Raw genomic sequence first — 21,040 nt, forward strand, 5'->3', positions numbered from 1 at the left:
CGGTGGCTCGTCGGCGTACCGTCACCGGCCGGGGACAGGCGGCCGGCGACACGAAGCAATCCGCGCATGGGGAACGAGGTCCATACATGTCGATGCTGGAGAACATCCGAAGCCCCCACGACCTGAAGGCGCTGCCTGACGGCCGGCTCGACGAACTGGCCGCCGACATCCGGCACTTCCTGGTCCAGGCGGTGGCCAGGACCGGTGGCCACCTGGGACCGAATCTGGGCGTGGTGGAACTGACCATCGCGCTCCACCGGGTCTTCGACTCACCCGCCGACCGGATCCTGTGGGACACCGGCCACCAGTCCTACGTCCACAAGCTGCTCACCGGCCGGCAGGACTTCTCCAAGCTCCGCAGCAAGGGCGGCCTGTCCGGCTACCCCTCGCGTACCGAGTCCGAGCACGACGTCATCGAGAACAGCCACGCCTCCACCGTGCTGGGCTGGGCCGACGGCCTGGCGAAGGCGAACGAGGTCCGCGGCCGGGACGACCACGTGGTGGCCGTGATCGGCGACGGCGCGCTCACCGGCGGTATGGCCTGGGAAGCGCTGAACAACATCGCGGCCGCCCGCGACCGGCCGCTGATCATCGTCGTCAACGACAACGAGCGCTCCTACGCCCCCACCATCGGCGGCCTCGCCAACCACCTCAGCACGCTGCGCACCACCGACGGCTACGAACGCTTCCTGTCCTGGGGCAAGCAGGTCCTCCAGCAGACCCCCGTCATCGGCCAGCCGCTCTACGAGTCCCTGCACGGTGCCAAGAAGGGCTTCAAGGACGCCTTCGCGCCGCAGGGCATGTTCGAGGACCTGGGGCTGAAGTACCTCGGACCGATCGACGGCCACGACATCGCCGCGGTGGAGTCCGCACTGCGCCGCGCCCGCCGCTTCAGCGGCCCTGTGCTGGTGCACTGCCTCACCGAGAAGGGCCGCGGCTATTCCTTCGCCGAGCAGGACGAGGCGGACCGCTTCCACACCGTCGGCGCCATGGACCCGCTGACCTGCCTGCCGCTGGCGCCCTCCCAGGGCCCCTCCTGGACCTCCGTCTTCGGCGCCGAGATGGTGCGGATCGGTGACGAGCGCCCCGACGTGGTGGCCATCACCGCGGCCATGCTGCAGCCGGTCGGCCTGGAGGCGTTCGCCAAGGCGTACCCGCACCGGGTCTTCGACGTCGGTATCGCAGAGCAGCACGCGGCCACGTCCGCGGCGGGGCTGGCCACCGGTGGCCTGCACCCGGTGGTCGCGGTCTACGCGACCTTCCTCAACCGGGCCTTCGACCAGGTGCTGATGGATGTCGCGCTGCACAAGTGCGGCGTCACCTTCGTGCTGGACCGCGCCGGGGTGACCGGAGTGGACGGCGCCTCGCACAACGGCATGTGGGACATGTCGATCCTGCAGGTGGTGCCCGGCCTGCGGATCGCCGCCCCGCGCGACGCCGACCAGCTCAGGGCCCAGTTGCGCGAGGCGCTGGACGTCTCCGACGCTCCCACGGTGATCCGCTTCCCGAAGGAGACCGCGGGCGAGCCGCTGGCCGCGGTGGACCGGATCGGCGGCATGGACGTCCTGAGCCGGCCCGCCGAGGGCACAGCCGACGACGTACTGCTGGTCTCGGTCGGCGCTCTTGGTGCCAGCTGCCTGGCGGCCGCCGAACTGCTGGCCGGCCGCGGCATCGGGGTGACCGTGGTCGACCCCCGCTGGGTCAAGCCGGTCGACCCCGCGCTGCCGGAACTCGCCGCGCGGCACCGCCTGGTGGCCGTCGTCGAGGACAACGGCCGGGCCGGCGGCGTCGGTTCCGCGGTCGCCCAGGCGATGCGCGACGCCGGCGTGGACGTGCCGCTGCGCGACTACGGCATCCCGCAGGAGTTCCTGGCCCATGCCAAGCGCGGCGAGATCCTCGCCGACATCGGGCTGACCCCGGCCGGGATCGCCGGCGGGATCGGCACGGCCCTGACGCGTATCGCGGGAGGGGCGGCCGGCGAGCCCGCGCAGGTCCCCGCGCATACTTCGGTACGGATCCACCCACGCAAGGAGCAGGTGAGCGATGACATCGTCTGAGGCGACGCCCGAGGCAGGCGGCGCACCCGGAGCCGGAGCGACTCCGCCGTCGAAGGGGTTCGACCTGGCGAAGCTGCTCGCCGAACGCGGCGGTGAGCGCTACGACCTGCACACGGCGTACCTGAACCACCAGTTGCCCCGGATGCTGCACACCATCGGCTTCGACAAGGTCTACGAGCGCGCCGAGGGCGCCCACTTCTGGGACGCCGAGGGCAACGACTACCTCGACATGCTGGCCGGCTTCGGGGTGATGGGCGTGGGCCGGCACCATCCGGTGGTCCGCAAGGCGCTGCACGACGTGCTCGACGCGGGGCTGCCCGACCTGACCCGTTTCGACTGCCAGCCGCTGCCCGGACTGCTCGCCGAGAAGCTGCTCACGCACACCCCGCACCTGGACCGGGTCTTCTTCGGCAACAGCGGTACCGAAGCCGTCGAGACCGCGCTGAAGTTCGCCCGCTACGCCACCGGCAAGCCCCGGGTGCTGTACTGCAAGCACTCCTTCCACGGCCTGACCACCGGCTCGCTCTCCGTCAACGGCGAGGAGGGCTTCCAGGACGGCTTCGCGCCCCTGCTGCCCGACACCGCGGTGGAGGTGGGCGACCTCGACGGGCTGGCGAAGGAGCTCAAGCGGGGCGATGTGGCGGCCCTGATCGTCGAGCCGGTCCAGGGCCACGGTGTGTTCCTTCCGCCGCCCGGCTATCTGCGCGCCGCCCAGGAGCTGCTGCGCAAGCACAAGGCGCTGCTCATCTGCGACGAGGTGCAGACCGGCATCGGCCGCACCGGGACCTTCTACGCCTACCAGCAGGAGGAGGGCGTGGAACCCGACCTGGTCACCGTCGCCAAGACCCTCTCCGGCGGCTATGTGCCGGTGGGCGCCACGCTCGGCAAGGACTGGATCTTCAAGAAGGTCTACTCCTCCATGGACCGGGTGCTGGTCCACTCGGCCAGCTTCGGCTCCAACGCCCAGGCCATGGCGGCGGGTCTGGCCACCTTGTCGGTGGTGGAGGACGAGCAGCTGGTGGAGAACTCCCGCCGCATGGGCGACCTGCTGCGCACCCGGCTCGCGGCGCTCACCGACAGGTACGAGATGCTCAAGGACGTACGCGGGCGCGGCCTCATGGTCGGCATCGAGTTCGGCCGCCCCAAGTCCCTTGGCCTGCGCAGCCGCTGGACGATGCTGCAGACCGCCCGCAAGGGCCTGTTCGCACAGATGGTGGTGGTGCCGCTGCTGCAGCGGCACCGTATCCTCACCCAGGTCTCCGGTGACCACATCGAGGTCATCAAACTGATCCCGCCGCTGGTCGTCGACGAGGCGGACGTCGACCGCTTCGTCACCGCGTTCACCGAGGTGATGGACGACGCCCACAGCGGCGGCAGCCTGATGTGGGACTTCGGCCGCACCCTGATCAAGCAGGCGGTCGCCAACAGGTAGCGATACGCAGGGCCTTGTGACCGCGAGCGCGGACAGTACGACGGAAACAGCGCTCGCGGCCAACACCCTCACCACCCGCGGGCGGCGGCCGGTGGGTCAGGTCGCGGGGGCGGTGAGGAAGCGGGACTTGAGGCGCTCGCGGCGCTCCGGGGTGAGACCGAGGCCCTCTTCCAGGTAGCGGTCCACCGTGCCCCAGTGCTCCTCGATGGTGGCGAAGGCGGTGCGCAGGTACTCCACATGGGCCTGGAAGAGCGTGCTGAGCAGTTCGCGGATCTCCGGGTCGATCGCGGTGCCGGTGGCGCCGTCGCCCCGGACCACCTTGTAGCGGCGGCCCAGGGCGTTGCTCTTGAGGTAGTCCTCCTCGATCGCGGACCGCTCCACCCCCAGCGCCAGCAGGATGATCGCGACCGAGGTGCCCGCCCGGTCCTTGCCGGCCGCGCAGTGCAGCAGCGCCGGCACCGCCGGGTCCGCCGGCTCGGTGAGCAGCGCCAGCATCTTGGCGTGCTCCGCGGTGCGCTCCAGGATCAGCGTGCGGTACGCCTCGGCCATCCGGGCCTCGCCCCTGCCCCCGCCGAGCAGCTCGCGCAGCGCCACCACGTCGCCGTCGCGGACGGTCCGCCAGAAGCCCTCGCCGCCGGCGGCCGGATCGCTCAGCGGCATGTTGAGGTTGCGGGCGCCGGCGATGGCCACGTCAGGGCCCTCCAGCGCGATGTCGTCGCCGTTGCGGAAGTCGAAGACCGTATGCAGGCCGAGACCGCTGAGGAAGGCGGTGTCGTCGGCGGTGGCGTGCGCGAGGTGACCGCTGCGGAAGAGCACGCCGTGCCGCACCCGGCGGCCGTCCGTGGTGGGCAGCCCTCCGACGTCGCGGAAGTTGCGTACACCCGTCAGCTCGGGCTCGGGCTCGGATCCGGTCGGGGCGGACTCCCGCACGTCCTGCGTCACCTGCGCTCCTCGGTCGTTGTTCGGCACGCAGCGGCATTGCCGGCGTAATGGTGACGATACGGTAGCCCGGTAACCACGTACCGACGGGTATGTGGCCGATGGAACTATTCTTTTCGGCGCCGTTTTGGCCTGGTGGGATGAATCACTGCGGACGGCTCGCTCCCTACGGTCGCGTAAGTCGCGGCCGGAGGAGCAAAATGGCCCGACGTGGCTGACGATTCGCAGACCGACCGTACTGACAGTAAAGGCGCGATCGGGTCGTACACGGCGGTGGGGGACAGCTTCACCGAAGGTGTGGGCGACCCCGGGCCCGATGGCACCTACGTCGGCTGGGCCGACCGGCTCGCCGTCCTTCTCGCCGACCGGCGGGCGCGGTCCGCGCCGCCCGGCGACTTCCGCTACGCCAACCTCGCGGTGCGCGGCCGGCTGCTCGACCAGATCGTGGCCGAACAGGTGCCCCGGGCCCGGGAACTCGCCCCCGACCTGGTGACCTTCTGCGCCGGCGGCAACGACATCCTGCGGCCCGGCACCGACCCCGACGCCATCGCGGAGCGCTTCGAGGCCGCCGTCGCCGACCTCACCTCGGCGGTCGGCACCGTGCTGGTCTGCACCGGCTTCGACACCCGCGGAGTGCCGGTGCTGCGCCATCTGCGCGGCAAGATCGCCACGTACACCGCCCATGTCCGGGCCATCGCGGACCGCTACGACTGCCCGGTGCTCGATCTGTGGTCGCTGCGCTCGGTGCAGGACCGGCGGGCGTGGAGCCAGGACCGGCTCCACTTGTCGCCCGAGGGGCACACCCGGGTCGCACAGCGGGCCGCGCAGGTGCTGGGCCTGGAGGTGGCGGCCGACCCGGACCGGCCGTGGCCGGTGGAGCAGTGGCGTCCGCCGTCCGCGGTGCGCCGGGACAACATCCAGTGGGCCCGGGAGTATCTGGTCCCGTGGATCGGCCGCAGGCTGCGCGGGGAGTCCTCGGGGGACGAGGTGGCGCCCAAGCGGCCGGACCTGCTGCCGCTCTAGGCCGGCCCGGCGGCTAGACCGGCCCGGCGGCGGGCCCGCGGGGGCGGGCCGACCGGAAACCCCGCCGGAAATCAGTAGGGCGCGTGGTGGGCGGCGATCTCCGCCCACACCACGCGCCCGGTACCGCTGTCTGCCGGGTCCGATCCCCAGGCCAGCGAGAGGACGCTGACCAGCAGCAGCCCCCGCCCGCCTTCCTCGTCGGCTTCGGCGGCACAAGGCTCGGGGACCCCGGTTCCCCTGCCCTGGTCGGTGACCTCCAGCCGGATGACCCCGCCGGCCTCCTGGAGGACGCAGCTGATCTTCTCGCTGTCGGTGTGCCGGACGGCGTTGGTGAACAGTTCCGTCACGATCAGACTCGCGTCGTCGCAGGCTTCCGGATCCGTACCCCACTCGCCCAGGCGCGCTCTGACCCGCCCGCGGGCGTCCGCGACGGACGCGCTCAGCGCAGGCAGCCGGAACACGTCACGGCGGACCGGATCGCCGACCCCGGCACGGCTCTGGGGCCGTACGGCGTCAGGTGAATGAACCACTCCGCAACTATGAGGCCCGTGACGGACACATGGCAAGGTCCGATCTGTAATTTGCAGAATCGGCCGAACATGCTGTCGCCCGACGCTGACGTCATGACACACTGCTTGTCAGTCAAGGGAGTTGGAGGATGAGACTCGTGATGGACCCGCGGCCGGGTGGTGCTCCGACCGTCCTGCGCATGGTGCTCGGGAAACGCCTCCAGGATCTCCGGGAGCAGGCGGGGCTCAGCTATGAGGAAGCCGGACGTGCGCTCGATGTGACCCACGCCACGATCCGCCGGATGGAAAAGGCGGAAGTGGGGCTGAAACTCCCTTATGTCGAGAAGCTCCTGTCCACCTACGGCGTCACCTCCGCCGAGGAGATCGGCGGCTTCCTCGCCCTGGCCCGCGAGGCCAACCGCCCCGGCTGGTGGCACAGCTTCCGGGACGTCCTGCCCGACTGGTTCAGCGCCTTCGTCAGCCTCGAAGGCGAAGCCGCCGTGATCCGCGCCTACGAGCCGCACTACGTCCCCGGCCTGCTGCAGACCCCCGACTATGCCCGCGCGGTCCTGCGGGCCGGACTGCCGCACGCCGCCGCGGAGGAGATCGAGCGGCTGGTCACCCTGCGCATCGAGCGCCAGGCGCTGCTGGCCCGCAGTGACGCGCCGCCGCTGCTGTGGGTCGTGATGGACGAGACCGTGCTGCGCCGCCCGATCGGCGGCCGCACGGTGATGCGCGACCAGATCGGCGCCCTGATGGACGCCACCGAACTGCCCAACGTACGGCTGCAGGTGATCCCGTACGCCGCGGGACCGCACCCGGCCATGTACGGGCCGTTCCACATCTTCCGGTTCCAGCTGCAGGAGATCCCCGACATCGCGTACGCCGAGAGCCTGGTCGGCGGCGTCTACTTCGATGAGCGGGACGACGTCTCGACGTTCCTGGAAGCGCTGGACCGGATGTGCGCGCAGGCAGCGCCGGCACAGAGTACCAAGGCCATCCTCGATGGCATGCGCAAGGAGATCTGAACCATGGATCGCGGCACCAACGACCGCGTGGAAGCCATGTACGACGGCGCCCACGGGTACGAAGACCTGTACGAAGCTGTTTACGACGGGGTGTACAACGGGATGCCCGCCGCCGCGCTCGGCGCGGACGGCTGGCGCAAGCCCTGGAGCGGCGGGAACGGCGGTTCCTGCGTCGAGGCGAAGAAGCTCAACGACGGCCGGGTGGCGCTGCGGCAGTCCACCGACCCGCAGGGACCGGCGCTGATCTACACCAATCACGAGATCACCACCTTCATCCTCGGCGCCAAGGCCGGCGAGGCGGACTTCCTCCTCTCATGACCTTCACCCCCGTGCCGAACGGGCACGACACGCACCACGGGCACGCCCGGCGCCGGGCGCAGGACCAGCACCACCTATCGATGAAGCGGAGGACGGCGTGACCGACCAGGGATTCCCCGTCGAGGAGATCGACACCAGCAGGCCCCACCCGGCCCGCATGTACGACTACTTCCTCGGCGGCCGGGACAACTACGAGGTCGACCGCGAGGCCGCCGACCGCGTACTGGACATCGCCCCCGAGGTCCCCGCCAGCGCCCGCGCCAACCGCGACTTCCTCACCCGCGCGGTCCGCTACCTCACCGAGAGCGGCATCCGGCAGTTCATCGACATCGGCACCGGCATCCCCACCTCGCCCAACACCCACGAGATCGCGCAGTCGGTGGCGCCGGACGCCCGGGTCGCCTACATCGACAACGACCCGATCGTGGCCACCCACGCCGGCGCCCGCCTGCTCGGCGCCGGCAACACCGGCTTCTTCCTCGGTGACATGCGCGACCCGCAGAGCATCATGGAGCACCCCACCATCGGCGAGCTGATCGACTTCGAGCAGCCGATCGCCCTGATGACCGTCTCGGTGATGCACTTCGTCACCGACGCCGAGGACCCGGCCGGCATGATCGGGGCCTACCGCGACATGCTGCCGGCCGGCAGCCACCTGGTCCTGTCGCACGCCACCGGCGACTTCCACCAGGACCACGTGGACGAGGTCCTGGAGATCTACAAGAAGGCCACCGCGTCGCTCACCGCCCGCACCCACGCCGAGGTGCTGGCCCTCTTCGCCGGCTTCGAACTCGTCGAGCCCGGCCTGGTCCAGGTGCCGCTGTGGCGCCCGGACGGACCGGAGCCGGAACCCGAGGACCTGCGCGGGATCTCGGTCTACGGCGGCCTGGGCCGCAAGGCCTGACCCGCAGGCCGGCTTCCCCCCTCATCCCCCCGGGGAGGCCGGCCCGCCGGACCGGAAGGTCCCAGCGGCCCCGGCGCCGGCGGGTGCAATCACGGGACCGGAAGGCCGCAGCGGCTCCGGCGCCGGCGGGCGGAGCGCCGGGTCGCAGCTCCGGAAGGCCACCGGCGGTCACCCGGCGCCGGTGAAGGCGGTCACCGCCCGCACAAAGCCCTCCGGGTCGTCCAGCCACGGGTAATGCCCGCTGCCGGGCAGCACCGCCACCGTCGCGTGCGGGAAGAACGCCGCCGCCTGCGCCGCGGCCTCCGGGTGCGGGCCGCCGTCGACCTCCCCGGCCAGCAGCAGCACCGGCGCGGCCAGAGCGGCGAGCGCCACCTTCGTCGCGGCCGGGTCGAAGGCCGCCGGATTCCGGTAACTGCCGCCCGCCGCCGTATTGCGCTGCCGTGCGTCGGCCGCCGAGAGCGCCTGCGCGGCCGCGTCCCACCGGCCGTACGTCAGCGGCTCCAGCACATCCCAGTCCGCCCCGGTCTCCCGTCCGGCGAACACCCGGTCCATCGCCGCGGCCGCCTCGGCGTGCCACGGCTCGAAGGGCCGCGCCGCCAGCGCCTGCTTGCGCTGCGCCGCGGTGAACTCCACACCCAGCGCCACCAGGCCCGGCGCGACCAGCGTCAGCGTACGGACCCGCTCCGGATGCCGGGCCGCGTAGAGGATCGCCAGATCGGCGCCTGCGGAGTGCGCGAGCAGATCGAGCCGTTCCCGTCCGAGTTCGCCCCGCAGCGCCTCCAGATCGGCCACCTGGCGGTCGCAGCGGTACGTGGCCGGGTCGGCGGGCACCTGCGAGTCACCGGTGCCGCGCAGATCGAGCAGCACCAGCTGCCGGTGGGCGCTCAGCCCGCCGAGGTCGCCCAGATACGCCGACGCCCGCATCGGCCCGCCGGGCACCACCACCAGCGGCTCCCCCGTACCGCGCCGGTGACAGGCGAGCAGCGTGCCGTCGAAACCCGCGAAGGTGGCGCGGCCGGCCGCCGCCGGTTCCTGGCGGCGCTCCGCAGCCGGGGGCTCGGCCGCCATCAGCGGCAGCGTGCGGCCGGGGACAGAACCGGACGGCACCCGGCCCACCGTGACCGCGCCCATCGCCCGGTAGAAGGACTCGGCGTTCGGATCCGCGTCGATGGCCAGCCGGGTGAACCCCAGCCGTCCGGCCTCCCGCAGCGCGTGCTCGTACAGCCGCCGGCCGGCGCCGCGGCCCATCGCGTCCGGGTCGACGAAGAGCATGCCGATCGAGCCCTTCGGCGGCTCGCCCTCCATCGTCACGAAGCCGAGCACCGTCCCGGTCCCGTCCTCCTCGGCGACCGTCGTCCGCCGGGCACTGATCTCCCCTGTGCGCAGGGTGAGTTCGTCCCGGCAGGCGGCCATGAAGGCGTCGTCGTACCCCCAGTGCGCCTTGGACCGCAGGGCGAGCGCGGTCAGCGCCGCGGCCTCCACCGGGTAAGCGGCGCGCAACCGCACCGTGCCGCCCACCTGCCCGGTCAACGCAGCGCGTCCATGGTCACCGTCACACCGTCCAGGGTGCCCGCGAAATCCGCGCCCAGGGCGAGCGAGGGCGTCTGGAACCCGGCCCGCAGCCCCGGCAGCAGGTCCACGATCCGCAGCACCGCGTCGGCGGTGAGCCGGTACGGGCTCGGGCCGGTCAGCGTCGCGGTCACCGTATTGCCCGCGGCGTCCCGGGCACGGCCCCAGACCTCACTGCGGGAGGCGCCGAGACTGCGCTCCCCGGGCCCGCGCACCAGCCGCCCCACCGCACCGGACACCACCCCCCGCAGCGGGCCGAGCCGCAGCGCCCGGGTGACCGCGAGCGCCGGACCCGGCAGCGCGGTGTACGTGGTGATGTCGGGGATGCCCGTCGAGTGGTAGGCGGTGCTGACGTCACCCCACGGCACCGACACCACCGTGCGGGCACCGGACGGGAAGGCGGCCCGCACCTGCCGCGAACCGAAGGGGACGGTACGGATCTCACCCCCGGCCCGGATCCTGCCGCCGTCCGAGGCGCCTTCGAGCGCGGTCCGCACGCTGCCGGGGCTGGGGCCGCCGCCGGCGAGGAAGGCCAGGTCCAGCTGGGTGGCGTCGGGCAGCCGGGCGGCGAGCAGCGCGGCCACGCAGTCGGTCGGCACCACGTCGAAGCCCGCACCCGGCAGCAGGGTGACCCCGGCCGCCCTGGCCCGCGGGCCGAGCCGGTGCAGCGCCTCGAAGACGTCGATCTCCCCGGTGATGTCGAGATACGCGGTCCCGGTCTCGATGCAGGCCGTCGCCATCGGCACCGCGGTCCGCGCGAACGGCCCCGCGCAGTGCGCCACCGCCGTCACGCCGTCCAGTCCGCGGCGTATCGCGGCCGGCTCGCCGAGCCCGAACACCCGGTGTTCCAGGCTGAGTTCGGCAGCCAGCGGCACCAGCTTCGCGGCATTGCGGCCGGCCAGCACCGGGCGCAGGCCCTCGGCGGCGGCGCGGCGGGCGATGAGGCGGCCGGTGTACCCGGTGGCGCCGTACAACAGCCAGGTCATGGGTCTGATCCTCCTCGGAGGTGGTGACCGGAACCGTACACGCGCTGTCCCACAGCGCGATATCGGGTGGGCGGTCGGCCCCGGGCATGCGACGCTGGTGCCATGACCGACCCAGAGCACGAGGCCACCGTGGCCGCCGAAGCAGACCCTCAGGACGCCGCCGCGGCCGAGGACCCCGAGACGGCGCCCGCACCGGCGCAGGACCCGGACGAGGACGAGGTGAAGCGGAAGTTCCGCGAGGCACTGGCCCGTAAGCAGGGTGCCCGCCACGGCGGCACCGGCGGAGGCGGCCCCGACCAGTCCAAGGTCCACGGGGCCCACGGCCGCGCCGGCGGCCCCCGCGAGTTCCGCCGCAAGAGCGGCGGCTGACACCCCGGGGCTGCCCCGCACCCGGCCGTACCGCACCTGTTCCCCCGCCCGCCCGGCACCGCAGCCCCGCCGGGCGGGCTCGTTCTTCACCCGACCCGGCTCGTTCTTCCCCCGCCCCGGCGCGGGTCCGCCGGTCTTATTGCCGCCCGGGGGCGGCGACCTGCGGCGTAGGGTCGGAATGGTGACGACGAATCCCTTCCTCAGCCCGAGCACCCTGCCCTACGAGCTGCCGCCGTTCGCCGAGATCCGGGACGAGCACTATCTGCCCGCCTTCGAACGCGCCCTGGCCGAGCACCTGGCCGAGGTGGAGGCGATCGCCGCCGGCCCCGAGCCCGCGACCTTCGAGAACACCCTCGTGGCGCTGGAGCGCTCCGGCGCCCTCCTGGGCCGGGTGAGCGCGGCCTTCCAGAACCAGGCGTCGTCACACGTCACCGAGACCCTGCGCGAGATCGAACCACGGGTCAGCGCGCTGCTCGCCGCCCACAGCGACGCCGTCCACCTCAACGCCCCGCTCTTCGCCCGGATCTCGGCCCTGCACGAGGCCCGCGACACCCTCGGCCTCGACCCGGAGTCGCTGCGGCTGCTGGAGCGCTACCACACCACCTTCCGCCGGGCCGGCGCCGAACTCTCCGCCGGGGGCCGGGCCCGGCTGCGCGAACTCAACGCCGAGATCGCCGCCGCCTCCACCGCCTTCGGCCAGAACCTGCTGGCCGCCAACGCGGCCGGCGCCCTGGTGCTCGACGACCCCGCCCAGCTGGCCGGCCTCTCGCCCGACGCCATCGCCGCCGCCGCCCAGAACGCCCGCGAACTGGGCCACGAGGGCCGCTGGGTGATCAGCCTGAAGAACTTCTCCAACCAGTTCGAACTGGCCGCCCTGGACGACCGGGACGTCCGCAAGCGCCTGCTGGACGCCTCGCTGAACCGCGCCCAGGACACCAACGGCCCGCTCGCCGTCACCCTGGCCACCCTGCGCGCCGAACGCGCCGCCCTGCTCGGCTACGACAGCCACGCCGCTTACGTCGTCGCCGACCGCACCGCCGGCAGCACCGAAGCCGTCACCGACCTGCTCGCCCGGCTCGTCCCGCCCGCCGTCGCCAACGCCCAGCGCGAGGCCCAAGCGCTCGCCGAACTGGCCGGCGGCACCGTCGAGGCATGGGACTGGGCGTACTGGTCAAGCAGACTCCGCAAGGAGCGCTACGACATCGACGACGCCGAACTGCGCCCGTACTTCGAACTCGACAAGGTGCTGCACGACGGCGTCTTCCACGCCGCCCACCAGCTCTACGGCATCACCCTCACCGAACGCCCCGACCTGCCCGGCTACCACCCGGAGGTCCGGGTCTTCGAGGTCTTCGACGCCGACGGCACCGGGATCGGCCTTTTCCTGATCGACTTCTTCGCCCGCGACACCAAGCGGGGCGGCGCCTGGATGAACTCTTTGGTCGACCAGTCCGCCCTGCTCGGCCGGCGGCCGGTGGTCGTCAACAACCACAACATCCCCAAGCCCGCCCCCGGCGAGCCCGCCCTGCTCACCTTCACCCAGGTGGACACGCTCTTCCACGAGTTCGGCCACGCCCTGCACGGCCTGTTCTCCGCGGTCCGCTACCCCTTCTTCTCCGGCACCGCCGTCCCCAGCGACTTCGTCGAATACCCCTCGCAGGTCAACGAGATGTGGTCGCTGTGGCCCGAGGTCTTCGCCCACTACGCCACCCACCACGAGACCGGCGAACCGATGCCCGAGCGGACCGTCGCCCGGATGCGGGAAGCCGCCCTCTTCGGCCAGGGCTTCGCCACCGTCGAATACCTCGCGGCTACCCTGCTCGACTGGGCCTGGCACACCCTGCCGGCCGGCGCCGACCCCGGCGACGCCCTCGCCTTCGAGGCCAAGGCACTGCACGAAGCCGGCCTCGCCCTCCCGGCGATCCCGCCGCGCTACCGGACCACGTACTTCTCGCACATCTTCAACAGCCAGTACAGCGCGGGCTATTACTCCTACATCTGGAGCGAGGTCCTGGACGCCGACACCGTCGACTGGTTCCGGTCCAACGGCGGCCTGCGCCGCGCCAACGGCGACACCTTCCGCCGCGAACTGTTGTCCAGGGGCGGCAGCAAGGACCCGATGGCGGCCTTCGAAGAAGTGCGCGGGAGGGGCCCGAGGGTCGAACCACTGCTGGAGCGCCGGGGGCTGCTCACCTGAGGCACTCCGGGATATCCGGATGACGTGCGCCGCCGCCCTGCCGCAGGATGGCGGGATGGGATGGACGATCACCGACGACCTGGACCGTTTCGAGGCCGAGGCCGGCGGTTTCCTCGCCCGGTACCCGGTGGAGAACTCGGTGCCCCGCACCGTCTGCGGCACCATCCGGCGCCGCGGCCCCCAGGTCTACGGCGCGGAACCGCCGTACTTCGGCTGGTGGCGCCCGGACGGCGGCGGCGCCGTGGCCGCGGCCTTCCTGCGCACCCCGCCGTACCCGCCACTGCTCACCCGGGGCACCCCGGAGGCCGCCCGCGCCCTCGCCACCGAACTTCCGCCGCCGCTCGACGGCGTCCGCGGCGGCAGCGAGGCGGTCCGCGCCTTCACCGAGGTGTGGCGCGAGCGCACCGCCGCCACGGTGACGGTCGAGCGCGAGATGCGCTCCTACCGGCTCGGCACCCTCACCCCACCGCTGCCCGCCCCGCCCGGCCGGGCCCGGGTGGCCGAGCCCGGCGACCGGGAGCTCCTGCTGCGCTGGCACGAGGAGTTCGGCCGGGACATCGGCGAACCCCTCCCCGGCCGCGAGCGGATGGTGGACGACGCCCTCACCTACGGCGGCCGCACCCTGTGGGAAGTGGACGGCACCCCGGTCACGATGGCCGGCTCCACCGCCCCGGCGGACGGCGCGATCCGGATCGTCTCCGTCTACACCCCGCGGGAGCTGCGGGGCCGCGGCTACGCGGGCGCGGTGACCACCGCCGTCTCGCAAGCGGCACTGGACGCGGGCGCGGCGACCGTCCTGCTCTCCGCGGACCTGGCGAACCCGGTCAGCAACCGCCTCTACCGGCGGCTCGGCTTCACGGCGGTCCGTGACCAGATGACGGTCGCCTTCACGTGACGCCTTCACCTGACGCCTTCACCTGACGCCTTCGCGTGACACCGCGCCGGGCCGGGCGCCCTTGCCGCCGACGCACCGGCCCGGCGGAGCGGGGAACCATTCCGCGCCGATCCCGGTTCTGTTCTGCGGAGCAACCCTTCCGGAACGCGTGACCCAGAGCCACCCAAGGCCCCACCTGAGCCACCGGTCCGCCGCATAATGGAGACGGCGGAAAACCGCCGCCCGACGATTCCGCATGGAGGTCCTGTGACCGGAGCCGGCCGACTGCCCTCCCGCCTCGTGAAGTTGCGCCCCGCACCCTTTGGCGCGGACCCGACCGGCGCCCGGCTGGAGCGCATTCTCCGGTCGCCGAACTGGGCGGACGGCGCGTTCGTCAACCCGGTGGGGGCCCGCAGCGTCCCCACCGGCGACATGATCAAGTCGCTGCCGGCCAGCCTCCGCAAGGAGGCCCGGCAGTCGCGCAAACCGCTGCGCCCGATCCCGGTCCACCCCACCACCCTGGCCGACATCGCCACGCCGGCCGCCTCCGGTCTGCGGCTGACCTGGATGGGCCACTCCTCCGTGCTCGCCGAGATCGGCGACCGGCGGGTCCTGTTCGACCCCGTCTGGGGCGAGCGATGTTCGCCCTTCGCCTTCGTCGGACCACGCCGTATCCACCCCACGCCGGTGCCGCTGGCCTCGCTCACCGGCCTCGACGTCGTGGTCATCTCGCACGACCACTACGACCACCTCGACATGCCTACGATCATGGCGCTGATCAGGAGCGACGTGGTGTTCGCGGTGCCGCTGGGCGTCGGCTCCCACCTGGAGTACTGGGGTGTGCCGCCGGAGCGGCTGCGGGAACTGGACTGGAACGAGTCCACCGAAGTGGCCGGCCTCACCCTGACCGCCACCCCCGCCCGGCACTTCTGCGGGCGCGGCCTGCGCGGCCGGCAGCAGACCCTCTGGGCGTCCTGGGTGGTCACCGACGGCACCCACCGGATCTACCACAGCGGCGACACCGGCTACTTCCCCGGCTTCGCCGACATCGGTGCCGAGCACGGCCCCTTCGACGCCACGATGATCCAGATCGGCGCCTACAGCGAGTTCTGGCCCAAGAACCACACTGAGTGTACGCCGGGCGAGCCCTGTGACTGCAAGCCCGATCCAGGCCAGTGGCCGGACATTCACATGACACCCGACGAAGGCTTGCGCGCCCACCTCGATCTGCAAGGCGGCCAGCCGGGCGGGGTCCTGCTCCCCATCCACTGGGGCACTTTCAACCTCGCCTTCCACCCGTGGGCCGAGCCTGCCGAACGCACGATGCTCGCCTCGCACCAAGCCGGACAGCAGTCCGCGTCCCCGCGCGTCGGCCAGCCGTTCGAGCCTGCCACTTGTCCCGAGCCTGACCCGTGGTGGCGGGACGTAGCGGTCACTCCTGTCAACGGCTGGGCTGTCTGGCCCAGAGACCCGGCAGGCTCCGCACAGCCCTCTGAGGTCGCGGTGGAGGCGTGATGGACGCCGAGCTTCGTCAGATCACTGATGTCTTTTCGCGCTTGCCGGCAGACGAGCGACGGAAGGTCGTGAAGGCCATCGACGGGCCTCCGCGCGGAGGACAAGCGGCAAGTAGCAACTGCATCCCGCTGCCCGCATCGCGGGGCGCATTTCGTCTGCCCGTGCGCGTGGTTCGCATCCGAGACGACGCGTAGTCAGCGGCCTGCACAGAAGCCCAGTCGCCGCCGGAGGCAACGACCGGGCCTGTGCATGTCAGCGTATTGATTCCTTCACTGACGCTGTGCATCTTCAAGAAGGCTGTCGACATGCCGCCGAAGAGGTGTCTCCAACTCCAGGTTGTTGCCGCGCTGTATCCCTTGAAGGAACTCGCTGGCTACGACGAGTTGGGAGAAGCGGCCGGCTTGGGAGTCAAGTGCTTCCCTGAAGGTCTCGTGGACCTGTTCGGCGATCTCGGGTACGGCGAGGCTGGAGATGTACAGGCACGCCTCGTCGTATCCGGTCGGTGCCAGTCCCCATCGCTCCCAGTCCAGGATGCACAGATCTGGGCCAGCGAGGTTCGACCACTGGATGTCGGCGTGCGTTGTGGACCACTGGGGCACTGTCGTGTCCAGGTCCGTTTCGAGGAACTGGGGCATCGCCCAGTGGAGGCGTTCCTGGCGGACGGCTGTCCGGTCGGTGGGGGTTGACGCTACGGCGGCCAGGGCGACGCGGAGGGAAGTCCACCAGGTGTCCGGGAGTCGGATACTCGCGGGTGCGAGGGCTGTTTTGCTCAGGGAGCTGGCGTGAACGCGCTCGTACAGTTCCGCGCGGTAGGCGTAGTCAGCCTCAGACCAGTCGTGGACGGCGTGGAGGCGGGGGCGTGGGACGGTGGCGGGGATTGCTTTCTCCGCCGTTTCCGGGCCGTCCCACGCGGCGGTGCTGGCCTTCTCCGCGCGTACGGCCAGGAGGCGGAGCCAGCGGTCACCCGCCACCGGGCCGCTCAGACTGCGGGCGTCCCAGCCCCACGTCTCGCCGCCTTCGTCCACCGTGACGCAGAGTTCATCCGCTGCTCTTTGCCAGGAGCGGCGCATGCGCTCTGATGTCGCGTCATCAGGTGGAGAAGGCATCCGTGATCCTCCGGAGTACGTCGCTGTCGAAGGGCTCGCCCGAGGTTGCTCGAACGGCCTCCGCCCAGTGTTCCGGCGTACTCGCGGACAGCAAAATCCGGCTCACCCCAGGGACATAAGCCACCGTGCCAAGGATGATCCGGAGGGGAGAAACGCCGGGCAGAAGTTCTTCTGCTGCGGCGGGTGTAATGAACTCAGGCAGCTCACCACCGCCCAGCGGGGCAGAGGCGAAGACCGCGAGGCCGGCTGATTGAGCTTCGGCCAGGACACCATGACCGTCTATGGCGTCCGCGATCGGCCCGAGCTGGATCAGGGATAGGGGAAGCTGCACAGCCCGAAGCCGGTGGAAAGGGCCGCCAGCCGCGCGGGCCAGGTCGATCAGCCCTGGAACGGTCAGCGACCCGTCGTGCAGGGCCGACCACGTTGCCACGCCGTAGCCATGGATCAGCCCCTGGTCGCAGCACTTTTCCAGGGCACGGAAGGCTTGCTCAACCCGCTCGGCCAGTGCGGTGGGAGCGGGGTCACCATGCTCCGGATTGTGCACGAACGTGATGTCAGGGCAGCGACCAAGCGCGGCTGCGCTGCGGGCGACCTGCCACGTCACATAGCGCGGGTCAAGGCTGAAGCCCGAACCCGCTTCGGCCTCGGACAGCACGCCAGCCTGGACAGCCTCATCCTGCTGCGGGCCGGCCACGAAGCCCACCTTTGTGGAGACGCGGATACCGCCGTACGCCTTGAGGAAAGGCGCAAGGCGGGTCTCAGCCTGTCCGTGCTGGTAGTTGGGTGCGGTATCAACCCAGTCCACCCCGAACTGAAGAGCAGCCTCCGCGGCTTCCACAACGCCCTGGGTCCGGTACGTGCCTAGACCGAGCAGCGCCCTCACGACAGGTTCCCGACGGCCGCCACCTGACCCTTGACGAGTTCCCAGACCAGGGCTGCCGCTTGCTCGACGGACAGGCCGGTGCCGTCGACAAGCTCCTTCAGTGTGTGCGGGTGACGGTCGGCGAGCCTGTCCAGCACTGGCCTGGCGGCACTCGCAAAGGTCCAGGTCTCGCCGCCAGCCGTGAGCACGACGTTCCCGGACTCGTCGGAGGCCACGTCGTGAGTCGTGGACAGCAGACGAACGAGCACGTGCGGATCGTTGGGCACCCCGAAGACGTGAGGTAGCGAGGGGCGCATCCGAACGCGTTCCGTCGCATCGCGGTGAGCGGCGAAGCGGTCGACCAGATCGGCACCGTCTGAGAATTCATTCATCAGCAGGTCGCGCAGCCGATCGGCGAACTGCTGCTTCTCCTCCGGCGTTCCGAACCGGGGAAGGTCTGCCCGTACAGCTTCGTCCCGACGCAGGATCTCGGACAGCCACGTTATGAGGTCCGCGCCGGTCACGGAGGTCAGCCCGCAGGTGAGGTGAAGGGACCGTTCGCCCTCCGAGGCTGAGACGCTGTGCCACCAGCCCCGCGGTAAGTAGAGAAGGTCTCCAGCCGTCAGTACGAACTCGGCCGTGGGCTCCTCGGGAGGGGCCTCCGGTTCGGCTACGTCCTGGTGCATGGGCGCAATGCGCGTCGGCCCGTAAAGCTTCCAGCGCTTGGAGCCGTCCAGTTGGACCACCACAACATCGTGATCGTCCCAGTGGGTGCCGAAGCCCTCCTTGCCCGTCCAGGAGGCGTACAAGTTGACCTGGATGCGTGCGCGGAGCCAGGACTGAAGGTCGTCAGCCAAGAGGTGCACCGGCGGGTGCAGTTCTTCGAGGGCATCAATCACCAGCGTTGCGCCGTCGGCGAGCTGCTGGTGGAAGGCCGCAGGGTGAAGGTTCTGCCAGACATTGGCCCGGCGGTTCACGATGGATTGCGCGTAGGCGTCCTGGGGCACGGTCACGCCATCAGCGGAGAGCCGGAGACGTGGCACCTCCAGGCGATGCCGGCCGAGAATTTCGTTGAGGTCGTCCCAGCCGAAGATGTCGGCAACCATGCCGGCTTCACCAGGGACGTGGCGGAAGGTGCGGCCGAACGCCCCGGCGAGGAAGTCCTCGCCGAGGCGCGCGACGACCGCACGGTGCTTTGCGGTCATGAGTCAGTCCTGTCAGGTGTCGTTCTGGTCGGACTTGCCGCCGGTGTTGTCGGACGGGATGGCCGTACGGGCGCGAGCCGCAGCGACCTTCCCCTTGGCGAGGAGCAGATCGCTCCCGGTGGTCTGGGGCGTGTTCTCCATGTCCCTCTCATTCCTTCGGGTGGGTACTTACCTTGCTGACCCGCCCCAGCCCCTCAAGGGCCGGAGTGGGGGTTAATCCCCGCCTCCGCGAGCCGCACGGAGTTTGGGAGCGCCCGCGGTTGGCAATTCGCGGAGGCGGGAGTCTCAGGGGACCTCGGGCCGCTTGGGTGGAGTGCGGGGTATGGGGTCGGGACCAGGAACCGGGCCTCCGGGTAAGGACTTCTGCGCCGGCATCAGTTGCTGGGCTTCTGCTTCGCCGCCGCGCGCCGTTCGGCGCGGTTGCCGTTGGGGTCCGGGGTGATTCTCTCCACGGGAACCCTGCCCGCAACAACGGTCGGCCCAGCCGTCGATTTCGTTTTCTTCTGCCCGTTCCTGGTCAAAATTTCTCCACTTCCATAGTGCAGTCCTTGTTCGGACTGCCGTCCCCTCGCCCGGACTCGAACCGAGGTCACCGGGACGCCGTACGACCGTCTACGGGGGTGGGCGTCTCGGGCCCTTCCGTTTTGAGCTACGAGGGGGTGTTCTGCGCGAGCGTGCTATGTGCGACTGAAGACTGTTCCGAACAACGGGCTCTCCGTAAGTTCCCAGGTGTGGCCGCCGGGGTGATGCTCGAAAAACGTGCATATATCGGAGGCGTCCGACGAGGGAGCAAGGCAGTCAGCTCGTACCTCCATCGAAAAAATCATGTCCGTGCTGTCCCAAGGCAGTTCGAGGGCGAGGCCGTAGTGAATGGGGAAGGCGTGCTCTTGCAGGGCGCAGCGAAAATCCTGCTCCACATCGCTTGGGGCGCACTCACTCTCGGGCACGAGGTCGAGCACACTTTGGACGAATCCGTCAGACATGTGTGCTGATTCGCCGCACACGTGACGTAGTGGATCGGGGAGTGATGTCATCGTCATGTCCGTTGCTTTCTCGCGGTTCCTCGCCATACGTTCATTCAAGCTGGGGCCGCTCCGGTCACGGATCTTCCTCGCGGGCTCTCGTGACCGGAGCGGGGCTATTTAAGGGCCGCCACGATGGGAGTCGGCGGAAGACACTGAGGGAACAGACGCTATGTACTCGTCAGCAAGGTCCAGAACCGCAGTGGCCAGACGCCTGAGATATCCCAGTGCCTTGAGTTCACACTGAGGAAGCGGCTCCAGCAGGAGATTGATAGTCAACGGTTCCATTGAACGGCTCGGCCTGCCGATTCTCAGCATTGCGCGGAGCGCTGAGTGAAGGCGATTCGCCAGACCTCGAAAATCCTCCGGCTCCGGATGCGCGTCCTCGTCCAGTACCGCTTCCAGGTCGTTCATGATCGTGTCGCTCAGGGGAAGCGACTCAATCTCGTCCCAGAGATCGCCTGTCTCATGTGAATCTTCATCCGAGTCCAGCAGCGCGGTAGAGGTCATCACGCGCTCACGGCCTTCTGCCGGGCGCCCGAAGGATACGAGGTGGATAACGGCGTCGGGGTGACGCTCTCAGCCCGTCCGTCCGCTTCGGGCGTACTGGCTCGGGGCCTTCTGGCGGGGAGGCGCAGCCAAGCCCAAACGATCTTTCCGGGTCGGTCGTTGGCCGGCTGATAGCCCCAGGCGCCTTCGCTCAGGCCCGCGATCAGTCGCACACCCCGACCGGTCACGGCGTCGTCGGACTCGGGCCGCAGGACGGGGGGCTCAGGGCTCTCGTCGGACATCGAGAGACACAGCCGCCCACCACTGATCCAGAGGACGAGCGCACAGGTGGGTACCCGCGGCTGTCCCCCGCTCGGGTCGAAGGGCTGCGTGTCGACCCCAGCGTGTCGAACCGCGTTGGACGAGAGTTCCGCCACGATCGTGAGCGCGTCGAACGCTATGTCGTCGGGGAAGCCCCACTCGCGCAGGACCACCTCGGCGTGCTTCCTCGCGTGGCGAACCGCCGACTGCTCGCACGCCAGGTCCAGCCTGCTGAGGTAGCGAGAGTTGGGGGTCATGGTCATGCCTTTCGCCGGGTCGCGGTTCGAAGTGCGGGCGATTCACCGTACGGACAAT

Annotated in this window: 20 protein-coding genes and 1 tRNA gene; 10 read left to right on the forward strand and 11 right to left on the reverse strand. The window is 70.6% G+C overall.

Annotated elements, in window-relative coordinates; genetic code table 11:
- Nucleotides 1-86: 86 nt before the first annotated feature.
- Complete coding sequence (gene dxs, locus OG552_RS29480) at nt 87-2,057, forward strand: 1-deoxy-D-xylulose-5-phosphate synthase (RefSeq protein WP_329138065.1); 1,971 nt, start codon at nt 87-89, stop codon at nt 2,055-2,057.
- The gene (locus OG552_RS29485; protein ID WP_329138067.1) at nt 2,044-3,489 is read left to right on the forward strand and encodes an aspartate aminotransferase family protein; all 1,446 of its coding nucleotides are present in this window, start codon (nt 2,044-2,046) and stop codon (nt 3,487-3,489) included. The genes dxs and OG552_RS29485 overlap by 14 nt, the downstream gene beginning before the upstream one ends.
- A 96-nt stretch (nt 3,490-3,585) precedes the next feature.
- Here the strand turns inward: OG552_RS29485 and OG552_RS29490 are convergent, their stop codons facing one another.
- Nucleotides 3,586-4,431 carry a tyrosine-protein phosphatase gene (locus tag OG552_RS29490; protein WP_329138069.1) on the reverse strand — a complete coding sequence of 282 codons (846 nt, stop codon included), beginning with the start codon at nt 4,429-4,431 and terminating at the stop codon, nt 3,586-3,588.
- A gap of 207 nt (nt 4,432-4,638) precedes the next feature.
- Here OG552_RS29490 and OG552_RS29495 point away from each other — a divergent pair, with 207 nt between their 5' ends.
- Nucleotides 4,639-5,451 (forward strand): SGNH/GDSL hydrolase family protein, encoded by an 813-nt coding sequence (locus OG552_RS29495; RefSeq protein ID WP_329138070.1) that lies wholly within the window; start codon nt 4,639-4,641, stop codon nt 5,449-5,451.
- Nucleotides 5,452-5,522: 71 nt separating this feature from the next.
- On the opposite strand, the gene OG552_RS29500 is transcribed toward OG552_RS29495, so the two are convergent.
- Nucleotides 5,523-5,981, reverse strand: a complete 459-nt coding sequence (locus OG552_RS29500) for an ATP-binding protein (protein WP_329138072.1) — start codon at nt 5,979-5,981, stop codon at nt 5,523-5,525.
- 179 nt (nt 5,982-6,160) lie between these two features.
- On the opposite strand from OG552_RS29500, the gene OG552_RS29505 reads away from it, so the two are divergent.
- The 3 genes from OG552_RS29505 (at nt 6,161) to OG552_RS29515 (ending at nt 8,210) form a co-directional block, all read left to right on the forward strand.
- Nucleotides 6,161-6,988: a helix-turn-helix domain-containing protein gene (locus OG552_RS29505; RefSeq protein ID WP_329141250.1), complete on the forward strand. Its 828-nt coding sequence runs from the start codon at nt 6,161-6,163 to the stop codon at nt 6,986-6,988.
- Between the two features lie 36 nt (nt 6,989-7,024).
- Nucleotides 7,025-7,306, forward strand: a complete 282-nt coding sequence (locus tag OG552_RS29510) for a DUF397 domain-containing protein (RefSeq protein ID WP_329141251.1) — start codon at nt 7,025-7,027, stop codon at nt 7,304-7,306.
- Between the two features lie 97 nt (nt 7,307-7,403).
- Nucleotides 7,404-8,210, forward strand: a complete 807-nt coding sequence (locus OG552_RS29515; RefSeq protein WP_329138074.1) for an SAM-dependent methyltransferase — start codon at nt 7,404-7,406, stop codon at nt 8,208-8,210.
- Nucleotides 8,211-8,378: 168 nt separating this feature from the next.
- Here OG552_RS29515 and OG552_RS29520 read toward each other — a convergent pair whose 3' ends face one another.
- Together OG552_RS29520 and OG552_RS29525 are read right to left on the reverse strand one after the other, a co-directional pair.
- Entirely contained in the window at nt 8,379-9,740 is a 1,362-nt protein-coding gene (locus tag OG552_RS29520; RefSeq protein ID WP_329138076.1) for an alpha/beta fold hydrolase, read from the reverse strand.
- Nucleotides 9,737-10,765: a saccharopine dehydrogenase family protein gene (locus OG552_RS29525; RefSeq protein WP_329138078.1), complete on the reverse strand. Its 1,029-nt coding sequence runs from the start codon at nt 10,763-10,765 to the stop codon at nt 9,737-9,739. Before OG552_RS29525 ends, OG552_RS29520 begins: the two co-directional genes overlap by 4 nt.
- A gap of 102 nt (nt 10,766-10,867) precedes the next feature.
- On the opposite strand from OG552_RS29525, the gene OG552_RS29530 reads away from it, so the two are divergent.
- From OG552_RS29530 to OG552_RS29545, 4 genes are all read left to right on the forward strand, one after another.
- Nucleotides 10,868-11,134, forward strand: a complete 267-nt coding sequence (locus tag OG552_RS29530) for a DUF5302 domain-containing protein (protein ID WP_329138080.1) — start codon at nt 10,868-10,870, stop codon at nt 11,132-11,134.
- A 178-nt stretch (nt 11,135-11,312) separates the two neighbouring features.
- Nucleotides 11,313-13,331, forward strand: a complete 2,019-nt coding sequence (locus OG552_RS29535; protein WP_329138082.1) for a M3 family metallopeptidase — start codon at nt 11,313-11,315, stop codon at nt 13,329-13,331.
- 55 nt (nt 13,332-13,386) lie between these two features.
- Entirely contained in the window at nt 13,387-14,226 is an 840-nt protein-coding gene (locus tag OG552_RS29540) for a GNAT family N-acetyltransferase (RefSeq protein WP_329138084.1), read from the forward strand.
- Between the two features lie 246 nt (nt 14,227-14,472).
- The gene (locus OG552_RS29545; RefSeq protein ID WP_329138086.1) at nt 14,473-15,720 is read left to right on the forward strand and encodes an MBL fold metallo-hydrolase; all 1,248 of its coding nucleotides are present in this window, start codon (nt 14,473-14,475) and stop codon (nt 15,718-15,720) included.
- A 269-nt stretch (nt 15,721-15,989) separates the two neighbouring features.
- Here the strand turns inward: OG552_RS29545 and OG552_RS29550 are convergent, their stop codons facing one another.
- The 7 genes from OG552_RS29550 to OG552_RS29580 form a co-directional block, all read right to left on the reverse strand.
- A complete protein-coding gene (locus OG552_RS29550; protein WP_329138088.1) occupies nt 15,990-16,745 on the reverse strand; it encodes a hypothetical protein in 756 nt (251 codons plus the stop codon).
- A gap of 64 nt (nt 16,746-16,809) precedes the next feature.
- Complete coding sequence (locus tag OG552_RS29555) at nt 16,810-17,709, reverse strand: aldo/keto reductase (RefSeq protein WP_329138090.1); 900 nt, start codon at nt 17,707-17,709, stop codon at nt 16,810-16,812.
- Complete coding sequence (locus OG552_RS29560) at nt 17,706-18,893, reverse strand: JmjC domain-containing protein (RefSeq protein ID WP_329138092.1); 1,188 nt, start codon at nt 18,891-18,893, stop codon at nt 17,706-17,708. The genes OG552_RS29555 and OG552_RS29560 overlap by 4 nt, the downstream gene beginning before the upstream one ends.
- Before the next feature lie 12 nt (nt 18,894-18,905).
- Nucleotides 18,906-19,034: a hypothetical protein gene (locus tag OG552_RS29565; protein ID WP_329138095.1), complete on the reverse strand. Its 129-nt coding sequence runs from the start codon at nt 19,032-19,034 to the stop codon at nt 18,906-18,908.
- Between the two features lie 422 nt (nt 19,035-19,456).
- Nucleotides 19,457-19,552, reverse strand: a tRNA-Leu gene (locus OG552_RS29570).
- A 483-nt stretch (nt 19,553-20,035) separates the two neighbouring features.
- Nucleotides 20,036-20,425, reverse strand: coding sequence for a hypothetical protein (locus OG552_RS29575; RefSeq protein WP_329138097.1), 390 nt, complete (start codon nt 20,423-20,425; stop codon nt 20,036-20,038).
- Complete coding sequence (locus OG552_RS29580; RefSeq protein ID WP_329138099.1) at nt 20,425-20,982, reverse strand: ATP-binding protein; 558 nt, start codon at nt 20,980-20,982, stop codon at nt 20,425-20,427. The genes OG552_RS29575 and OG552_RS29580 overlap by 1 nt, the downstream gene beginning before the upstream one ends.
- Nucleotides 20,983-21,040 lie beyond the last annotated feature (58 nt).

The sequence above is a fragment of the Streptomyces sp. NBC_01476 genome (genome assembly GCF_036227265.1).
In the GTDB taxonomy this organism is placed as follows: Bacteria; Actinomycetota; Actinomycetes; order Streptomycetales; family Streptomycetaceae; genus Actinacidiphila.

What these genes read in the sequence shown, in the direction of transcription:
- dxs (WP_329138065.1), top strand. Translation starts at nt 87, where the DNA reads ATGTCGATGCTGGAGAACATCCGAAGCCCCCACGACCTGAAGGCGCTG.
- OG552_RS29485 (WP_329138067.1), top strand. Translation starts at nt 2,044, where the DNA reads ATGACATCGTCTGAGGCGACGCCCGAGGCAGGCGGCGCACCCGGAGCC.
- OG552_RS29505 (WP_329141250.1), top strand. Translation starts at nt 6,161, where the DNA reads ATGGTGCTCGGGAAACGCCTCCAGGATCTCCGGGAGCAGGCGGGGCTC.
- OG552_RS29510 (WP_329141251.1), top strand. Translation starts at nt 7,025, where the DNA reads ATGTACGACGGCGCCCACGGGTACGAAGACCTGTACGAAGCTGTTTAC.
- OG552_RS29525 (WP_329138078.1), bottom strand. Translation starts at nt 10,765, where the DNA reads ATGACCTGGCTGTTGTACGGCGCCACCGGGTACACCGGCCGCCTCATC.
- OG552_RS29530 (WP_329138080.1), top strand. Translation starts at nt 10,868, where the DNA reads ATGACCGACCCAGAGCACGAGGCCACCGTGGCCGCCGAAGCAGACCCT.
- OG552_RS29535 (WP_329138082.1), top strand. Translation starts at nt 11,313, where the DNA reads ATGGTGACGACGAATCCCTTCCTCAGCCCGAGCACCCTGCCCTACGAG.
- OG552_RS29540 (WP_329138084.1), top strand. Translation starts at nt 13,387, where the DNA reads ATGGGATGGACGATCACCGACGACCTGGACCGTTTCGAGGCCGAGGCC.
- OG552_RS29560 (WP_329138092.1), bottom strand. Translation starts at nt 18,893, where the DNA reads ATGACCGCAAAGCACCGTGCGGTCGTCGCGCGCCTCGGCGAGGACTTC.
- OG552_RS29565 (WP_329138095.1), bottom strand. Translation starts at nt 19,034, where the DNA reads ATGGAGAACACGCCCCAGACCACCGGGAGCGATCTGCTCCTCGCCAAG.
- OG552_RS29575 (WP_329138097.1), bottom strand. Translation starts at nt 20,425, where the DNA reads ATGACCTCTACCGCGCTGCTGGACTCGGATGAAGATTCACATGAGACA.
- OG552_RS29580 (WP_329138099.1), bottom strand. Translation starts at nt 20,982, where the DNA reads ATGACCCCCAACTCTCGCTACCTCAGCAGGCTGGACCTGGCGTGCGAG.